The sequence below is a fragment of the Myxococcus sp. CA056 genome (genome assembly GCF_013336715.1).
Taxonomy (GTDB): Bacteria; Myxococcota; Myxococcia; order Myxococcales; family Myxococcaceae; genus Myxococcus; species Myxococcus llanfairpwllgwyngyllgogerychwyrndrobwllllantysiliogogogochensis.
Window position 1 is genome coordinate 211029 of record NZ_JABUMT010000015.1, and the last position, 18995, is coordinate 230023.

An 18995-nucleotide genomic window follows, 5' to 3' on the forward strand; every position below is an offset into this window, starting at 1 on the left:
AAACCTACTCGGGTCTTTCCTGTAAATCCAGGCGTTAATGTCAATCATTTCCTGGGGGCTGCGCGGCGGTCGGCAATGATTGCCGTGCCGTGGAACCGACCGGGTGGGCGGAAATATGGAGGGCGTGGCTGACGTAGGTGGCATTGCCCCAGTTCTCCACGTCCAGGGAGGGTGCGGGAATCATGTACGGGGGTCTTCGCGTTGGCGTGAAGCCTGACAGCGAAGGCAGGCCGTCGGTGCGGTCCATGACGCGAATGGTGAGGGGTTGGGCCGCCGGGAAGGTGGCCTGCAGGAGATTGCCCTCGGGGAGCAGGGTTTCGAGCCACAGGGTCCATGCCGCGTCGCCCGCGAGGGCGGGACTGGTGGGGCCAGGAGCGCCATCCACGGCATAGGCGAGCACGGGCGCGCCATGGAGTGACACCAACGCGCTGCGCGCTCCCCGGGGGGAGGTGATTCGCAGGCGCAGCGTCCTCCGGTCCGCCGTGACGGTGTCCTCGAGCGCCTCCACGAGGGGCGCTGGCGCGTCGAGCACCGGAGCGGGCGCGAACCGGAAGTCCTGGCCCCAGCGCGGCATGAAGGCGGGGAGCTGCCCTTCTCGCGTCGCGTCCCGGGGGAAGAACTGCCGCGTCCAGTCGTCCAACTGCTCGTCGCTGCTGAACCAGAGGGCTTGCCCGCTGTCCGCGTCCCACGCATAGACGACGTTGTTCGCCCGGGGGCGCTCGGGGGTGGGCGCCCGTGGAAGACTCGCCAGGACCACGAGTCCAAGCCCCGTGGCGAGGGTTGTCACCGGCAGCGGCCAGGTCCGGAGTGCCGTCAGCGCGTGGAGGAGTGGGACGAGCAGTCCGCAGAGGAGGACGGCGAGCAGCGCCGTCACGACGGCGAGCCGCGGCGTGAGCCCCACGAAGGTGAGGACGAGGAGGGGCGCCACGATGAGCAGCGGCGGGATGGCGCACAACGTCAACGCCGTCGGCCATCGCCAGTTCGCCGCGCCGGGAGCGGAGGGGAGCAGCGCCAGCCCGAGCGCCGTGCTCGCCAGGGGCCAGGTGAACAGGAAGCCGAGTCCGGGCGCGAGGAACGCGGTCAGCACCGCGAGCAGCGCCCAGGGCCCGCAGGCCGCCAGGGTGAGGGCCCGCACGCCGACGCGGGGGCCCGTCCTCACGACGAACAGCGCGGCCACGGCGGCCGTCACCGCAAGCAGGCCCCCGAGGTAGAGGCCACTGCCGTAGGTGTCGCCGGCGCGGCGGGACTCGGGATGGGTCGCGCCAGCCAGGAGGCTGATGGCGAGCGCGATGGCGAGGACACCCCCGCAGACGAGGAGGAAGGTGCCCAGTCCGCGCGCGAGCTGCCTCGCCGACAGCGTCTTCTCCCGGAGTCCTCGCGCGACAAGGGCCGCCCAGAAGAGCGTCGCGCCCAGGGCGAAGAAGGGACTCCACCCTTCCGGGTACGTGATGAGTCCCAGCCCCGCGACGTTGAAGAAGACCAGGCTGGAGGTCCCCTGGGGCGACAGCGTGCCGTCCGTCAGCCGCCGGGTGAGGCGCAGCGCGTACTCCCCCTGGTGCTGCAAGGTGCGCGCGTCCACGTTCTCCGGACGGTCCAGCGCTCCGTGGTAGGCCGTGAGGCCGTCGATGTACGCGAAGTTGAGGCCGGGGATGCCGGCGGCCTTGGACAGGGTGAACTCGGTCATGTTCGGCAGGTACCGGTAGGCCGTGTCGAACAGCGAGCTCGCGAGCGCCGTGGGCACCGTCGAACCGAGCGCGTCGACGAGCCAGCCGCTGTCCGGCCCCGTCTCGAACATCAGGACCGGGCCATGACTGCCACGGGCCTCGAAGTTGAGCACCGTGGCCACGGCGTGGCGCCGGGGATGCTGGGCGAAGAAGGCCTGCGCGCCGAGCAACCCGACCTCCTCCGCGTCGGTGAACAGGAAGAAGACATCGTGGCCGGGCTTCTGGGGGGACGCGGTCAGCGCGCGCGCCGTCTCCAGGAGGGTGGCCACCGCGGCGGTGTTGTCGTTGGCGCCCGGGCCCGCCGGCACGGAGTCGTAGTGCGCCATCAGCAGGAGGGCCCGCTCGCTGGAGCGTCCTGGCACACGGGCGAGCACGTTCTGGACGACGGCCGCGGACCGGTAGGTCACCCCGAAGGGGGTGGGAAACTCCGCCACGCTCGGGGCCCGCTGGACTTCGGGTGAAAGGCCCAGCCCCTCCAGCTCGGCGAGCAGGTACTCGCGCACACGCGCATGCTCCGCCGAGCCCACCGGATGGGGTTCGCGAGCGATGCGCTGGACGTGGGCGAACGCCCGCTCCGCGGAGAAGTCCTCGGCCGACGCGGAGGCGGGAACAGGCGCGGGCGGTTGGTAGGGCGCCAGGGCCGCCCAACTGCCGCCGACCAGCAGGACCAACGCGAGCACGACGCCAGGCCCGCCGGGGATGACGGAGGGCTCCGGGGAGCGTTTCGCGATAGGGCGGGAAGGCGGGGGCATGGGACGGGCCGTGGGCTCAGCGCTTCCTCGCGAGGGTCAGCCCATCCGCGAAGGGAAGCATGCTCAGGTCCACGCGCTCGTCGTGCAGGAGCTTCGCGTTGATGCGACGCAGCGAGTCCGTCTCCGGGTCCGAGACGGCGGGGTCGGCGACCTTGCCGGACCAGAGCGTGTTGTCGAGCACCACCAGTCCGCCCGGGCGCAGCAGCCGGAGCGCGAATTCGTAGTAGTGCTCGTAGCTCTCCTTGTCCGCGTCGATGAACGCCAGGTCGAACGTCCCCCGCTCGGGGCTGGACACCAGCGCCTCCAGGGTGTGGTGGGCATCCCCGAGACGCACGTCGATGCGCTCCTCCACGCCCGCGAGCTTCCAGTAGCGCCGAGCCACGGAGATCCACTCCTCGCTCAGGTCGCACGCGACGACCCGGCCGTCCGCGGGGAGCGCGAGCGCGGTGCACAGGGTGCTGTAGCCGGTGAAGACGCCCACCTCCAGCGTCTTGCGCGCGCCCAGCAGTCGCGTCAGCAGGTGGAGCAACTGCCCCTGCTCGGGCGGGACCTGCATCGTGCGCAGCGGCAGGCGCGACGTCTCCTCGCGCAGGTCGCGCAGGATGGGGTTGTCGCGCAGGGAGTTGTCACGGACGTACTGGAGGACAGGCTGGGTCAGTTCGACGTGGTGGATCATTCTGGGACTCGTCTCTTGCGGTGAGAGGGATGGGGCGTGGCCGCTCAGGTTCCGGCGACCTGTCGCGAGCGGGCGGTGCGCAGCGCTTCGGGGGGTGGGAGGAAGCCGACGTCGACCAGGTACTGGATGCAGCGGTGCGCCAGGGCCTCGGTCATGGGGGGGCAGCGGATGCCGCTTCCCGCCAGCACCTCCAGCGCGTTGGCGCACTCCATCTCGGGCTGGAGTTCACCGATGACGGATGGGTCGAGCGCCGGCGTGGGTTCCGCCTCCGCGTCGCGGATGAGCGGCACCAGCGGATAGAGCGGGTGGGACGTGTCGACCTCCAGGGCCCGTCGTCGCGCCTCGTCGAAGGGAACGATGTCGAATTCGTACCCGTACGAGCGGATCCACTCGCAGAACTGGTGCAGGGAGACGGGCGCCGGGTTGAACAGGTGGAAGAAGCGCCCGAACGCCTCCCGCTTCAGGGAGATGTGGACGATGGCCTTCGCGGCGTAGTCCACGGGGATGGTGTCGAAGATGCGCGGGTACTCCGGGAGGATGCCCATGGGGACGTAGCCCCGGAACGCGACCAGCAGGTAGTCGTTGGTCTGCGTCGCGCCTGTCTCCTCGTGACTCAGGATGAGGCCGGGCCGGTAGATGCCGACGGGGATGCCGCGCTGCCGGGCGATGTCGACGACCTTCTCCGCGACCCACTTGCTCCCGGTGTAGCCGCCGGGCACCTCCACCGGGCTGTGCAGCGGCGAGTCGTCCTCCAGGAACGGCCGCGGCATGTGAGTGGCCAGCAGCACGTCGATGGTGGAGACGTAGTGCACGGCCTTGAGCCTTCGCAGGCAGGCCAACCGCAGCACCTCCTGGGTGCCCTGCACGTTCGGTCCTCGCAGCGCGGAGTAGGGGTAGACGAAGTTGACCAACGCGCCGTTGTGGTAGATGGCGTCGAGCTTCCCGGCCATCGCGTTCCACTCCGCCTCGTCCAGGCCGAGGCGGGGCTTGGCCAGGTCTCCGACGAGTGGACGGATGCGCGCCGCGTGGGCTTCGTCCCAGACGAGGTACTGCTCCATCGTCGTCCGGACGCGCTTCATCGCCTGGGCGGGCGTGTCCGCGCGGACCAGGCAGTAGACCGTGGCGCGGGTGCACTTCAGGAGCTGCTCCAACAGGAACGCGCCCAGGTAGCCCGTGGCGCCCGTGAGCAGGACGGCGGAGGGGTCGAGGAAGTCCGCCTCGGGTAGACCTTCGGGCGAGATGTCGGGCGGCAGGGTGGCGTCCGTGTCCAGGCGCGTGGCGTGCTGATTCATCAGCACCGCCTCGAGGCCCTCGCGTTGGAAGGTCTCCACCACGTTCGCGACGCCCGCCACGGTGGGCACCTTGAAGAACTGGTGGACGGGGATGGCGATTTCGAAGCGGTTGAGCAGCCGCGACGCAAGCTTCGCCAGCATGAGCGATGTGCCGCCGACGCCGAAGAAGTCGTCGTGGATGCCCACGCTCGTCGTGCCGAGCACATTCCCAAAGGCCGCGGCGATCTCCTCCTCCAGCGGCGAGCGGGGCATGGCGGAGTCCGCCAGCGGCTCCGCTCGTTCGACCTGGGGAGCGGGCAGGGCCTGCCGGTTCACCTTGCCGTTGGCCGTTCGGGGCAGCTCACTGACGATGACGAACAGGGTGGGCACCATGTACGTCGGCAGGTGTCCCTCCAGGTACGTCGACAGCGCGCGCGCCTGGGGCGCGGCGTTCTCCGCGGGCACGATGTAGGCGACGAGCCGCTTCATGTCCGGGCCACTGGCGTGGGCCACGACCACGACTTCGCGCACGTCGGGGTGCTGGCCAAGCGCGGCTTCGACCTCGCCCAGCTCCACGCGGTAGCCGCTGACCTTGACCTGGTCGTCCACGCGACCGAGGAACATGATGGCGCCGTCCGCCCGGTAGCGGCCCAGGTCGCCCGTCCGGTACAGCCGCGCGCCAGTCTCGCTGGAGAAGGGGTCCGGCACGAACCGCTCCGCCGTCAGGCCGGGCCTCCCGTGGTAGCCGCGGGCCAGTCCCGCGCCGCCGATGCAGATCTCCCCGGGCACGCCCACCGGCACCGGTTGGAGGTGCGCGTCGACGACGTAGGTCCGCGTGTTGCCGATGGGCCGACCGATGGGGGCCGCCTCGGGCTCATCCACGCGCGGGCACGTCCAGCTCGTGGCGTCGATGGTCGTCTCGGTGGGGCCATACAGGTTCGCCACCGTGGCTGACACGCGCGAGAAGATGCTGCGCTGGAGCGAGCCGGTGAGGGCCTCGGCCCCGCTCAGCACGTAGCGCAGGCGGGTGCACCGGCCGATATCCGGCTCCTCCATCAACACCGAGTTGAGGGACGGCACCGCGCCGTAGACGGTGATGCCCTGGGAGCGCATCAGCTCCACCAGCGACCGGCTGTCGGTGGCCTGCCCCGCGGCGGTGACGACGGTGCGCGCGCCCACGAGCAGCGGCCAGAACGTCGCCCAGACGGAGGGGTCGAAGCTGAACGAGTGGTTCTGCAGGACGCGGTCCTCTGGGTTCAGCGGCCACGTCGCCTGTCGCCAGGTAAGGTTGTTGACGATGCCCCGGTGCGTGAGCATCACCGCCTTGGGCGTCCCCGTGGAGCCGGAGGTGTAGATGAGGTACGCGAGGTGCGCGGGCGTCGTCGTCCGGGGCGGGGCCGAGCGCGGGTTCGCCGCGATGGCGGGCCAGTCCTCGTCCACGAGGAGCCGCTTCGCCGGGGAGGTTCCCAGCCGCGCCGTGAGCGACCGCTGGGTGATGAGCACCCGCGCGCCGCTGTCCGTGAGCAGGTGCGTGAGCCGCTCCGTGGGGTACTCCGGATCCAGCGGAACGTAGGCGCCTCCCGCCTTGAGGACCGCGAGCATGGCGACGACCATCTCCACCGAGCGCTCCAGGCACAGCGCCACGCGGTCCTCGCGCGCCAGCCCGAGCCCCCGCAGGTGATGCGCGAGCTGGTTCGCCTGCTCGTCGAGCATCGCGTAGGTGCGCTCCCCGCCAGGACCGGTGACGGCCCAGGCCCCCGGGGTCCGCGCCGCCTGCGCCTCCACCAGCTCGTGCAGGCACTTCTCCGAGGGAGCGGCGTGGGCCGTCTCGTTCCAGCCATGGAGGACCTGTCCCCACTCCTCGGCCGGCAGCAGCCGCAGCGCGGAGAGGGTGCTGGTCGGAGTGGTCAGCGCTCCGTCGAGCAGCGTGCGCAGGTGGTCGAGCATCCGCCGTGCGGTGCTCGCGTCGAACAGGTCGGTGTTGTAGTCCACGCGAAGGTGGAGTCCCTCCTGGGTCGCGGTCGCGGCGAGCGTCAGGTCCACCGGGGTGGTCCCCACGCGCGGCACGTGTGGCGTGACTCGCAGACCGGGGACCAGGTCGAGCGCCTCGCGCGCGTCACGGAACTGGAACAGGGTCTGGAAGAAGGGCGTGCGGCTGAGGTCTCTCGGTGGCTGGAGCGCCTCCACGAGGGTGGCGAACGGCACGCGCCCGAACTTGCGCGCCTCCCGGAGGGCGCGGCCGGTTCGTCGGAGCGCGTCCTCGAATGAGGGGTCTCCGCCCAGGCCGACTCGCAAGACGAGGGGGCCGCGGCCGGGACCTGGTGGCTCGGACTCCGCGCTGCCAGGAGGCTCGTCGCGCACTCCCACCGTCACATCCACCTGGAGCGAGTAGCGGGCCAGCAGGGTCTGGAGGCCGGTCAAGAGCACCGTCCCCAGCTCCTCGTCCGTGCGCGTGGCGAGCGCGGACAACTGACCCAGGAGCTCCCGCGGCAGGCGCTGGTGGACGGACGCGGAGCGGTGGGTCTTCACGGCCGGACGCGGCCGGTCCGTGGGGAGCTGAAGCACGGGAACGTCCGCGAGCCGTCGACGCCAGTGCTCCACCGCCGCCGCTCCCTCTGGACTGGCGAGCCACGCGTGCTCGCGGGTGGCGTGCTCCGCGTGGGAGGGCACGGCGCCCTCACCGAGGGGCTCGCCTCGGTGGAGGGCGGCATACGTCGTGAGGAGCTCCTGGACGAAGGACTCCAGGGAGGAGGTCGCCACGACCAGCTCGTGGCCCGTCGCGAACAACACGTGGCTGTCGGCGGCGAGCCGCACGAGCCGCAGGTCCACCAGTGGCGCGGAGGCGACGTCGGCGCGCCGGGCGAGCATCTCCCGGGCGATGTCGGAGAGGCGCTCCGCGGCGTCCGCGTCGGTCACGTCCGTCACCCGCAGGGACAGCGCCGCGATGGGGTGGACGAGTCGCAGCGGCGTTCCCCCCACGTCCTTGAAGGTGCTGCGAAGCAGGTCGTGGCGGCGGCCGACCTCGGCGATGGCCTGCTGGAGCGGGGCCAGCTCCAGCGCGCCCCGCAGCTCGCGCGCCGTCAACACCTGGGCCGGCAGCGTGCCGTCCAACTGGAGCAGCATCCACAGTCGTCGCTGCGTGGGCGTCAGGTTGGCGGGGTCGGCCCCGCGTTCCCGGAGCCAGCGGGTGAGCGTGGCGCGCCGGTCCTCGAGGGGCCTTCGGACGGAGTCGTTCTGGGAGGGCATCACCTGCGAATCTCCTGGGAGAGGGCGTGGCTCAGCAGCGGATCGTTCAGCAGGGCTTCCACGTCGGCGTCGCTCAACCCGTCCAGCGGCGTGTCGGACGCGGGCTTCAGCACCGAGGGCGCTTGTCGGCGCCGCGTGTCGATGACGGTCGCGAGGTGGGCGATGGTGGCGTTGATGAAGAGGTCGCGCATGGGCACCCTCACGCCGAACTCCTGGTCGAGCAGTTGCACGAGCCGCCCGGCGAGCAGCGAGTTGCCGCCCAGCTCGAAGAAGTCGTCATCCACGCCCACCTGCTCGCGCTCGAGCAGTCGGGTCCAGACGGCGCCGACCTGGCGTTCGGTGTCGGTGCGGGGCGCGACGAGGAGCCGCTCGCTGGAGGCGGAGACGGCGTCCGGAGAGGGCAGGGCGCGACGGTCCACCTTGCCGTTGGGCGTCAGCGGGAGCGCGTCCAGCAGGGCGATGGTGGCGGGCACCATGTACTCGGGGAGGTGGGCGCGAGCGTGCTCCCGAAGGCGCCGGGCGAACTCCTCGGAAGGAGGGCGCGTGGCGGGAACGACGTGGGCGACGAGCCGCCGGCGGGCCTCGTCCGTCCCCCACAGGTGGACCGCCACAGCGCGCACCTCCGGGTGGCGTCGCAGGACGGTTTCCACCTCCTCCAGCTCGATGCGGAAGCCCCGGAGCTTCACCTGGTGGTCCGCGCGCCCCAGGTACACGAGGTCGCCGTCAGGCCGCGGGCGCACCAGGTCCCCGGTGCGATAGAGGCGCGCGCCCGGGCTCGCGGAGAAGGGGTCGGGCACGAAGCGTTCGGACGTGCGTCCGGGCAGCCCCCAGTAGCCACGGGCCACGCCCTCTCCGCCGATGAACAGCTCGCCGCTCACGCCGGGGGGCACCGGCATCAGGTCCTCATCCAGCACATAGGTGCTCGTGTTGCCCACGGGCCGGCCGAGCGTGACGCGCTCTCCGGGATGCAGCCGCTTGCGGCATGACCACACCGTCGTCTCGGTGGGGCCGTAGAGGTTCCACAGCGCGGCGCCGCGATACGTGAGGAGGTCGGCGAGGTCCTGGGGAAGCGCCTCGCCTCCGCAGAGCGCGGTGAAGCTGCTGGAGGGTCTCCAGCCGTTATCCGTCAAGAGCCGCCAGGTGGCGGGCGTGGCCTGCATCACCGTCACGTGGTGGGTGTCGAGCAGTGCCGCCAGCTCCCGGGCATCCGCCGCCTGTTCCCGGGTGACGAGCACCACGCGCGCACCCACGAGCAGCGGCAGGTAGAGCTCCAGCGCGGCGATGTCGAACGAGAACGTGGTCACCGCGGCGAGGGCGTCCTCGCCTCGCAGCCCGGGCTCGCGCGCCATGGTGTGCAGGAAGTTGGCGAGCGCTCCGTGTGTCACCATCACCCCCTTGGGGTGACCGGTGGAGCCCGACGTGTAGAGGACATAGGCGAGGGTGTGCTCACCCGCCCTCGGGCCTGGAGGGGCGTCCCCGCCGGCCTCCGCGACCGCGTCCGGGGTCAGGACGTGGGGGATGTCCACGCCCAGCGACGCGAGCTGGGGCGTCGTCACGAGGGCCCGGGGACGCGCATCCTGGAGCATGGCGCGGATCCGCTCACGCGGGTACTGCGGGTCCACGGGGACGTAGGCCCCGCCGACCTGGAGCACCGCGAGCAGGGCCACGATGAGGTCCGGCGAGCGCTCCAGATGGACGGCGACCCGGTCCTCGGTGCCCACGCCGCGCGCGCGCAAGGCACCCGCGAGCTGGCCCACGCGGGTCATCAGCTCGCGGTAGGTGAGGCGGAGGGCGCCGCACTCCACGGCCACGCGCTCCGGCGTCCGCGCGGCCTGCGCGGCGACTGCCTCGTGGAGGGGGACGAAGGCGTGGGGCTCCGCGTGGAAGGCCCGCGCGAGCTGCTCCCGCCGGTCGGCCTCGCTGTCCAAGGCGAGCCGCGAGAGGCGCGGACGGGTTTCATCCAGGAGCCCTTCGACTGCCCGCGTGAAGTGCTGGACGAGGTGGGCGATGGTGTCGGCCTCGAACAGGTCCGAGCCGTACTCGACGATGCCTTGGATGCGGTCTCCGTCGTCGATGAGGAAGAAGGACAGGTCGAAGCGGGAGGTGCCCGGGTCCACGGGCAGCCGCTCCAGCGCGTGCCCTCCCATCGAGAGGCGGGAGAGGGGCGCCTCCTGCATCGCGAACATCACCTGGAAGAGGGGGTTGTGGCTCAGCGTGCGCTGGGGCTGGAGCGCCTCGACGAGCAGCTCGAAGGGGAGCTGCTGGTGCGTGAGCGCCTCCAGGACGGTCTCCCGGATGCGCGCGCCGAGGGCGTCCACGCGCGGGTCCCCGGACAGGTCCACGCGCACCACGAGCGTGTTGGCGAGGAACCCGATGAGGGGCTCCAACTCGGGCCGCTCCCGGTTCGCCACGGGTGTTCCGATGAGGAGGTCGTCCTGCCCCGTGTACCGCCGCAGCACGATGGCGAACGCCTGGAGCAGGAGCATGTACGGCGTGATGCCGGTGGAGCGGACGTGGCGGCGGACGGCCGCGCCCAGCTCCGGGGAGAGGGTGAACTCCGTGGTGGCGCCGCGGAACGTCTGGACCGAGGGGCGCGGGTGGTCCACCGGCAGCTCCATGACCTGGGGCGCGCCGGCCAGCTTCCGCTTCCAGTAGGTGCTCTGGGCCGCGTGCGCCTCGGTGCCGAGCCACTGCCGCTGCCAGGCCACGTAGTCGGCGTATTGGATGGGGAGGGCCGGAAGGGCCGGCTCCGTGCCCTTGAGGCAGGCGTCGTAGCTGTCCGCCAGCTCGCGCACGAGCAGCTCCACGGAGCTCCCATCCGCGACGAGGTGGTGCACCGTGACGAGCAAGGCGTGCTCCGCGGCGCCCAGGCGCAACAGGTTCACCCGTAGGAGGCTGTCCTCGGTGAACCGGAAGGGGCGCCGGGCCTCTCCCGCGAGCAGTCGCCGCGCCTCTTCAGCTCGCTCGGCCGCGGGGACGTGCCCCAGGTCGGTGAAGGAGAGGGTGACCCTTGCATCGGGATGGATGACCTGCACCAGCTCGCCGTCCAGGTACGCGAGGCGGGTCCTCAGAGCCTCGTGGCGGGCCACCACGAGGTTGAGGGCGCGTTGCAGCGCGACGCGGTCGACAGCGCCAGCGACGCGGAAGGCCACGGGCAGGTGGTAGGCCACGCTCCATTGAGCGTCCAGCTCGTGGAGGAACCAGAGCCGCTGCTGGCTCGCGGACGCGGGGAAGACGAAGCAGCCCTGGAGGGCGGCGTCGGTCGGTGGGGGACGGGCGTTCGTATCCACGGTGGACATGGGGGTTCTCTCCTCGCGGGCACTAGCCGCCGCGATACGGCACCCGGGGTTGCACGGTGATGGTGGAGGGGCCGGAGGACGACGCCCGTGCCTGGGCGAGGTTCTCCGCGAGGGTCGCCACCGTCCGGTGCTCGAAGACGGTGCGGACGCTGGCCTGGATTTGCAGCGCCGAGGACAGCCGCGTGGCCACCCGGGTCGCCAGCAGGGAGTTGCCGCCCAGGTCGAAGAAGTTGTCGTGGACGCCCACGCGCTCTCGTTGGAGCAACTCCGCCCAGACCTGGGCGATGCGAGTCTCCAGCTCGTTGCGCGGGGCGATGTAGTCGGCGCCCGGATCTTCCGGTCGGGTGAGTGGGTCGGGCAGCGCCGCGCGGTCGACCTTGCCGTTGGGTGTCAGCGGCAGCTCCCGCAGCACCAGGAGGGTCGCCGGCACCATGAACTCCGGGAGCCGGGCGCGCAGGTGTTCTCGCAGATGGCGCGCGGACACCTCCAGCCCCGTGCTCTCGCGGACAGGCACCACGTAGGCGACCAGCTGTCGTCGCGCGCCCTCGCCCTTGACCACGACGATGGCGTCGCGCACCCCGGGCTCTTGTCGGAGCGCGGCTTCGATGTCGCCCAGCTCGATGCGGAAGCCACGCAGCTTCACCTGGTGGTCGACCCGGCCCAGGAACTCCAGCGTTCCATCCAGGAGCTGTCGTACGTGGTCTCCCGTCCGGTACATCCGCGCCCCCGGGAGTCCGGAGAACGGGTCCGGGAGGAAGCGCTCCGCGGTGAGCCAGGGCCGCTCGACGTAGCCACGCGCCACGCCCGCGCCGCCGATGAACAGCTCGCCCCGAACGCCCGCGGGCACGAACTGGAGGTGAGCGTCGAGCACGTAGACCTGGGTGTTGGCCACCGGCCCACCGATGCTCACCGGCTCGGAGGGTTCGGCGGGCAGCGTGGTGAACGTGGAGTACGTCGTGGTCTCCGACGGCCCATACAGGTTCACCACGCGGGTGGCCTTCGTCTCCTGGTAGAGCCGCCGCACGAGCTCCCGCGTGAGGGGCTCACCCGCGAGGTTGATGGTGCGCACCGTGTCGGGGATGCCACCCGAGGCGAGCAGCTCGGTGATGGCCGAGGGCACCGTGTTGAGGAGGGTGACGGTGGCCGAGGTCTGCTCCGGCAGGTGCAGCGCGCTGTCCGCCAGGATGACGCTGCCTCCGTGGCTGAGCGTCGCGAACAGCTCGAAGACGGAGAGGTCGAAGCAGATGGACGTGCCCGCCAGGACGCCCTGCCGCTCCTCGTCGCTGAACGCCTCGCCGGCCCAGTGGATGAAGTTCGCCGCGCTGCGGTGGGAGATGGCCACGCCCTTGGGCTGGCCGGTGGAGCCGGAGGTGTAGAGGATGTACGCCAGGTGGTCGGGGTGGACCTCCTCCGTGGGTGCCTCGGGGGCCAGCGTCCCCTCGTCGTGTGTTTCGTCCAGGAACACGCGGTGGGCCGTGCTCGCGGGCAGTCGCTCGTCCAAGGAGCGCTCCGTGAGCAGGGCGTGGATGCGTGCGTCGCGGACGATGAAGTCCAGGCGCGGCTGCGGATATTGGGGGTCGAGCGGAACGTAGGCGCCCCCCGCCTCCAGCACGGCGAGCAGACCCACGACCAGGTCGAGCGTGCGGTGGCTGAAGACGCCGACGCGGACCTCGGGACCCACGCCGAGCCGGCGCAGCTTCGCCGCCAACGCCGAGGCCCGTGCGAGGAGCTCGCCGTAGGTCAGCCGCCGCGCGCCGTGAACCAGTGCCACCGCGTCCGGGGTCCGCCGCGCCTGACGGGCCACGAGGGCGTGCAGACCGTCGCCCGCGGGATAGGACCGGTGGGAGGCGTTCCACGCGAGCAGGTGCTGCTCACGCTGTGACGTGGGCAGCAGCGACAGCCGTGCGATGGGCGTGTCCGCGTCGTCCAGGGCCGCTTCCAGCAGGTGCCCGTACTGCGCCGCGAGCCGCTCGATGAAGGCCGCGTCGAAGCGCGCCGGGTCGTACTCGAACGCGCAGGAGAGCCCCTCATCGGTCGGCGCGATGGCGAGCATGAGCTCGAAGGGGGACGCGGCGGGGGGCAGTGGCAGCAGCTCGACGCTCGTGCCGCCCATGCGCAGCCGGGCGGCGCCATCGCCCAGCGCGAAGGACGACAGCGCGGGATGGCTCGAGAGGGGACTGCGCTGATGGACGAAGAGGGTCTGGAAGATGGGCGTGCGGTCGGCGACGCGTTCCGGATGCAGTCGTTCGACCATGAGGGGGAAGGGGAACTCCTGATGCTCCAGGGCCCCTCGGACGAGGTCGCGGGTGCGCCGGACAAGGGCGGCGAACCCGGGCCCATCCGCCAGGTCCACGCGAAGCGGCAGGGTGTTGACGCAATAGCCCACCAGTCGCGCGGTGCCCGCGGGGCCTCGCGTGGCCACCGGGGTCCCCACGACGAGGTCGTCTTGTCCGCTCAGCCGGTGCAGCAGCGCCTGGAACGCCGCGAGCAGCGAGACGAAGGGCGTCACGTCGTGGCGCTGGGAGAAGTCGTCGACGCGCCGTTGCATCCGCTGCCCCAGCGCGAAGTGATGAACCGGAGCCGGGGGACGCGCGGAGGGGACGGGCGACGGGGGCGGCAGGTCCAGGAGGGGCAAGGGGCCGTCGAGCCGCTGTCGCCAGTATTCCCAGTCAGTCTGCTGGCGGGGACTCGACAGGTATTGCTGCTGCCATTGGAGCCACGTCGCGGGATGCCCGGGCGGGGGCAGTGCGTCCTCGCTCCCGGTCCCCTCGTAGAGCTGGATCAGCTCCTCCACCAGCACGGCGAGCGACCAGAAGTCCGCGATGAGGTGATGGAACGCCAGCAGGAGGACGTGCTCGTCGGCCGCCTTCGAGAACAACGTCGCGCGGAGCAGCGGACCCCGGGCCAGGTCGAAGGGTTGGAAGGCGGCTTCCCTCAGTCGGGCGTGGCTCGTGTGCGAGTCTTCACCCGAGACGTCGATGACCTGGAGGAGGTCCGCGCGCCGGGCGTGGAGTCGCTGGATGGGCTCTTCTCCGACGAGGGAGAAGGTGGCGCGCAGGGAGGGGTGGCGCGCGACGAGCACCTCGAACGCGCGGCGCAGCGCGGCCACGTCCAGGGGCCCTCGGATGTGGGCCGCCCTCGCGAGGATGTAGGCCAGGGAGGAGGGTTTGAACTGCTGGAGGAACCACAGGGCCCGCTGCCCCGGCGTCAGGAGCAGGTGGGCCTCCTGGTCGCGTGGGAACTCCTCGGCCCTCGGAGGTGGCGCCGCCGCACGCAACGCCTCCAGCAGGTGGGTGACGAGTTCCTCCAGGGAGGGGGCGCCCAGCAACAGCCTCAACTCCAACGAGACGCCCAGGTCCCGTTCGAGGCGATGCTTCAATTCGACAAGGGCGAGCGAATCCAGCCCCAGCGAGTGGTGCGCGGCCTCACGGGCGGGCAACCCCGGGGGGAGCTTCCCGGCCCGGGAGAGGAAGTCGATGAGCACGGCGCGCCGTTCGTCCTCGGAGCGCGCCATCAGGTCGTCTCGCGAGAGTCGGTCGGGCACTTCCCGCGTCTGGGGCGCGTCCGCGTGGACGGGGGCGAGTCGTCCCGCGAGCCAGGCCTCCCTGCACGCGGAGCGTTGGACCTTGCCGCTGGAGGTCTTGGGCAGGGCGCCCGCGCGGATGAGGACGACAGAGTCGACGCCCACGCCATGTTGCAGGGAGAGGGATTGCCGGATGGCGTTCGAGATGGCGTCCCAGTCCTCGCCCGGGTAGCGCCGGTCGAGCTCCTGGACGACGACGACTCCCTCGGTGGCCTCGTCACCGCGCGCGAACACCGCCGCGCACCCTGGACGCAGCGCGGGGTGGCTGCGCTCCACGGTCAATTCCAGGTCCTGGGGATAGTGATTGCGTCCCCGGATGATGAGGAGGTCCTTGTGCCGCCCGGTGACGTACAGCTCGCCATCCTGGAGGAAGCCAAGGTCCCCGGTGCGCAGCCACGGCCCGTCGTCCGCGCCCGCCACGTGGGCCGCGAAGGCCTGCTCCGTCGCTTCGGGTTGTCGCCAATAGCCCTGGGCCACGCTCTGCCCCTGGACCCAAATCTCCCCCACGTGGCCCTCTTCGAGCCGCCGCCGCGTCCCCGGGTCCACGATGCCCACGTGCAGCCCCGCCGCCGCCTCGCCGCAGCTCACGTGCGTCGCGCTCGTCTGCCCGTCTTCTGGAGCACGCTCCAGGGGAATGGCACGGTGGGCTTCCAGCGCTTCTCGCTGGAACGTCCGGACGCGGGCCCCCCGGCCCCTGGCGGGCCCCGTGACGATGAGCGTCCCCTCCGCCAGGCCGTAGCAGGGGTACAGCGCCTCCCGACGGAAGCCGCAGGGTTCGAATGCCCGGGCGAACGCGTCGAGTGTGTCCGCGCGCACCGGCTCCGCTCCACAGAAGGCCAGCTCCCAGGACGACAGGTCCAACGTCGCCTTCTGGGCCTCGGTGACCTTCCGGGCACACAGCTCATACGCGAAGTTGGGCCCGCCGCTGCACGTCCCCTTGCGGTCCGAGATGGCCTTGAGCCACGCGAACGGAGCCTGCAGGAACGTGAGAGGCGACATGAGGTCCACGGGGAGTCCACCGTGGATGGGCGCGAGGATGCCGCCGATGAGGCCCATGTCGTGGTAGGGCGGCAGCCAGATGACGCCCCGGCTCTGACGGGTGAGGCCGAACCGCTCGTGGATGGCCTCGAGGTTGTGGAGCAGGTTGGCGTGGGTGAGCACGACGCCCTTCGGCGTCGCCGTCGAACCGGACGTGTACTGAAGGAACGCCACCGTGGAGGCATCCACCTCTGGTGCGCGCCAGTCCTCCGCCACCTCCAAAGGCAGCTCGTCCGTCAGCTCCCACTTCAGCCGCTCCAGCTCGGGGAACTCGGCGAACAGCCCCTCCGCGACGCCGCGCAGCATCGCGGTCGTGAGCACCCACTTCGCCTCGCTGTCCCGGACAATGCCAAGCAGCCGTGAGAGGCTTCGCTCCGGGCGCGCCAGCTCCGGTGGATAGACAGGGACCGCCACCATCCCCGCGAACAGGCAGCCAAAGAAGGCAGCCACGTACTCTGGACCGGGGGCATAGAGCAACAGCGCTCGCTCTCCCACCGCCCCCTGCGCCTGAAGCCTCGCGGCGATGGCCCGGGCCTGCCGCGCCAGCGTGGCGTAGTCGACGCGCTGCTCCACCTGGCCGGACTCACCCAGGAAGCTGAAAGCCTCGCGTGTCGGCTCGGTCTCCGCCCGCTGTTGCAGAAGGGTGACAAGCGTGTGGCGGGGGAGCTGCGCGTGTTTGATTGAGAGGGATTTGTCCAATGCCACGGGAAGGCGCCCCCAGAACAACTCCAACCATGGTTGATGTAAGGGCTGGACCGTAAGGACTTAATTCCGGAATGTCAATTAAAGTTGTAAAGCCAGGAAAGTCGTGTCAATGTACTGGTGTTTGGTGGGGATGCCAGTGATTGGCAAGGAGAAGGCACGTGACGGCGCCAGGCATCTATCTTTTGCGACCCGAGCGACTGCCACGCCTGCGTGGGGAACTCCAAAGGGAGGCTGCTCAGGTAGCGGTGCTGGAGCCCCTTGCCGCGCTGCACCGGAGGTCGGCCGAGGATCAGGCGATCTTCGCGGCGCGGGATTCCCTGTCAAGACTGGGGTTGGGGGATGGGGACTTCACCCCGGTGGTGGACGACCCGGAGGCCTCGCAGGGCAACAAGGATAATGATCAGGCATTTGCCATTGTCCGGGTCGAGGGACGGGTGGTGCCGCTGCTCGTCCACAGCACGCTCCACGGATTCGTGACGTTGTTGGATGAGGCCCTCACGAGCGGCACGGACCTGGAGCCCGAGGCGTGGGGGCGATTGCGGCATGCCTACAGCGTGCTCTTCGACATGCTCCTGGACCGTCCGGTGGACCGGGAGGGCGCCGCGGCGCTCCCGCCCCCGCGCTCGACGGCGTCTGGCGAGCGGGACGCGCTGCGTCGGTGGACGCGCGGGCACTACGTCTTCATGTCACTCGTGCAGGGGATGGTGGTTGTCCTTCACGTCCTGCGTGAGGACGTGGAGGCGGGGAACCTGGAGGCCGCGCGCTCCGACCTGGAGCGCGTCACCGCCCTGATGAATGGCGCCGAGGTGGCGCTGCGCTTCACGGGCGACTATTCCTATACGGCCTACGAGAAGTCGGTCCGTCCCACCTTGATGCCGCCCGTGGCGCCTCCGGGCATGACAGGGCTGCGGTGGCGCGACCACGAATACATGGTGAAGGTGCTCGCCGGGTTGCGTCCCATCTTCGCGGGGCTCCCGGTGGAGCTGGAAGAGGCGCGTGAGGCCTTCTACCAATCCGTCGCGCGGGCCTATGACGCACACAAAACGGTGTGTGCCAGCTTCGTGGGGACCGAGCGCACCAGTCTGTTGATGGCCGAGCGGACGGAAAAGTCCGCCGTGGAGCTCCTGGAACACTTCAAGCGCGTGCGCCTCCACCTCATCAAGGAGTGAGCGCCGTATCGACCCGTTGGATGCTGGTTCCCTGGAGTTGGGGGGGAGGAACAAGACAATGGCTGCATTCCTGGGCAGTGACGAATCCGTGTCATGCAAGGTCGTCGTGAACCACGAAGGGCAGTACTCCATCTGGCCCGTGGAGCGCCCCAATCCTCCCGGCTGGCGAGATGAGGGATTCCACGGAGCCCGTTCGGACTGTGTGGCCCACATCGACAATGCATGGACAGACATGCGTCCCCTGTCTACCCGGAGTGAGCAGACGTCGTAGGGTTTTTGCCGTCTCCCAGAAGTCAGTCGAGGAAGAGGCCCCGTGGGGTCCTGGCGGAGCCTTGCCCTCGTGATGTGGCCGGTCGAACGACTGCAGTCTCTTGATGTGGAGGAACACCCAGATGAAGACCGACAACGCGCTTTTGAAGGTGGCGGCTCGGCCCGCCACGGGTCCGCTGACGCACGATGATCTGACGTTCATCCTGTTCGGCGCCTCGGCGGCCCAATATCTGAACGCGGCCTGCGAACTCAACCTGTTCGAACTGCTCGAGCACAAGCCGGGCCTCGCGAAGGAGGAGATTGCCCTGCGGCTGGAGTTGCAGCCCCGGGCCATCGATATCCTGCTTCTGGGCACCACGTCCCTGCGGCTGACGGAGCGGGTGGACGGGGCGTACCGCAACGCCGAGGTCATCAGCCGGATGTTCAAGGAGGAGACCTGGGCCATCTTCAAGTCGGTCGTCGGCTTCGAGCAGTACATCTGCTACGAGGGCCAGGTCGACTTCACGGAGTCGCTGAAGGCCAACCGCAACGTGGGGCTTCGCCGGGTGCGCGGGGCGGGACGGGACCTCTACCACCGCCTGTCCGAGAACCCCCACATGGAGCAGGTCTTCTACGAGTACATGCGCTCGTGGTCTGAGCTGTCCAACCCGCTCCTGTTCAAGCACGTGGATTTCTCGGGCGTGCGCAAGGTGCTGGACGTGGGCGGCGGTGATGGGGTGAACGCCATCGCGCTGGCCCAGGCGTACCCGAACGTGGAGGTGACGGTCCTGGAGATTCCGGGGACGGCGCCCCTGACGCGTCGGCGCATCGCGGAGGCCGGGTTGTCGGAGCGCATCAAGGTCCACGCGGGCGACATGTTCGCGGAGCCGTTCCCCCCGGGACATGACTGCGTCCTGTTCTCCCATCAGCTCGTCATCTGGACGCCGGAGGAGAACACCTCCTTGCTGCGCCGGGCCTACGAGGCGCTGCCGCCCGGTGGCCGGGTCGTCATCTTCAGCTCCATCTCCAACGACGCGGGTGACGGTCCGTTGATGGCGGCGCTGGACAGCGTGTACTTCGCGGCCATCCCCGCGGAGGGCGGGATGATCTACGCGTGGGAGCAGTACGAATCGTGGGTCAAGGCGGCGGGCTTCAAGCGCGCCGACCGCATCCCCTGCGGTGCCTGGACGCCCCACGGCGTCCTCCAGGCCACGAAGTAGCGAACTCTCCGCCCCATGTGCCTCGAGCACCGCCGCGCTCCGGTGTCGCCGGAGCGATGCGCG

Annotated in this window: 8 protein-coding genes; 3 read left to right on the forward strand and 5 right to left on the reverse strand. The window is 70.4% G+C overall.

What is annotated here, in order from left to right:
* Positions 1 to 40: 40 nt before the first annotated feature.
* Genes HUA76_RS37720 through HUA76_RS37740 form a run of 5 tightly spaced genes read right to left on the reverse strand, consistent with a single transcriptional unit; the run spans position 41 to position 16294 of the window.
* The gene (locus tag HUA76_RS37720; protein ID WP_217440749.1) at positions 41 to 2476 is read right to left on the reverse strand and encodes a M20/M25/M40 family metallo-hydrolase; all 2436 of its coding nucleotides are present in this window, start codon (positions 2474 to 2476) and stop codon (positions 41 to 43) included.
* Between the two features lie 16 nt (positions 2477 to 2492).
* On the reverse strand, positions 2493 to 3152 hold the full coding sequence (locus HUA76_RS37725) for a class I SAM-dependent methyltransferase (RefSeq protein WP_141645739.1): 660 nt from the start codon (positions 3150 to 3152) through the stop codon (positions 2493 to 2495).
* A 44-nt stretch (positions 3153 to 3196) separates the two neighbouring features.
* Positions 3197 to 7669 carry a non-ribosomal peptide synthetase gene (locus tag HUA76_RS37730; protein WP_174463617.1) on the reverse strand — a complete coding sequence of 1491 codons (4473 nt, stop codon included), beginning with the start codon at positions 7667 to 7669 and terminating at the stop codon, positions 3197 to 3199.
* Positions 7669 to 10968, reverse strand: a complete 3300-nt coding sequence (locus HUA76_RS37735) for a non-ribosomal peptide synthetase (RefSeq protein WP_174463618.1) — start codon at positions 10966 to 10968, stop codon at positions 7669 to 7671. Before HUA76_RS37735 ends, HUA76_RS37730 begins: the two co-directional genes overlap by 1 nt.
* A 22-nt stretch (positions 10969 to 10990) precedes the next feature.
* Positions 10991 to 16294 carry a non-ribosomal peptide synthetase gene (locus HUA76_RS37740; RefSeq protein ID WP_174463619.1) on the reverse strand — a complete coding sequence of 1768 codons (5304 nt, stop codon included), beginning with the start codon at positions 16292 to 16294 and terminating at the stop codon, positions 10991 to 10993.
* 245 nt (positions 16295 to 16539) lie between these two features.
* On the opposite strand from HUA76_RS37740, the gene HUA76_RS37745 reads away from it, so the two are divergent.
* From HUA76_RS37745 to HUA76_RS37755, 3 genes are all read left to right on the forward strand, one after another.
* Entirely contained in the window at positions 16540 to 17463 is a 924-nt protein-coding gene (locus tag HUA76_RS37745; protein WP_174463620.1) for a hypothetical protein, read from the forward strand.
* Between the two features lie 58 nt (positions 17464 to 17521).
* Entirely contained in the window at positions 17522 to 17734 is a 213-nt protein-coding gene (locus HUA76_RS37750) for an MbtH family protein (RefSeq protein ID WP_141645734.1), read from the forward strand.
* 121 nt (positions 17735 to 17855) lie between these two features.
* Positions 17856 to 18932: a methyltransferase gene (locus HUA76_RS37755; protein WP_141645733.1), complete on the forward strand. Its 1077-nt coding sequence runs from the start codon at positions 17856 to 17858 to the stop codon at positions 18930 to 18932.
* Positions 18933 to 18995: the final 63 nt, after the last annotated feature.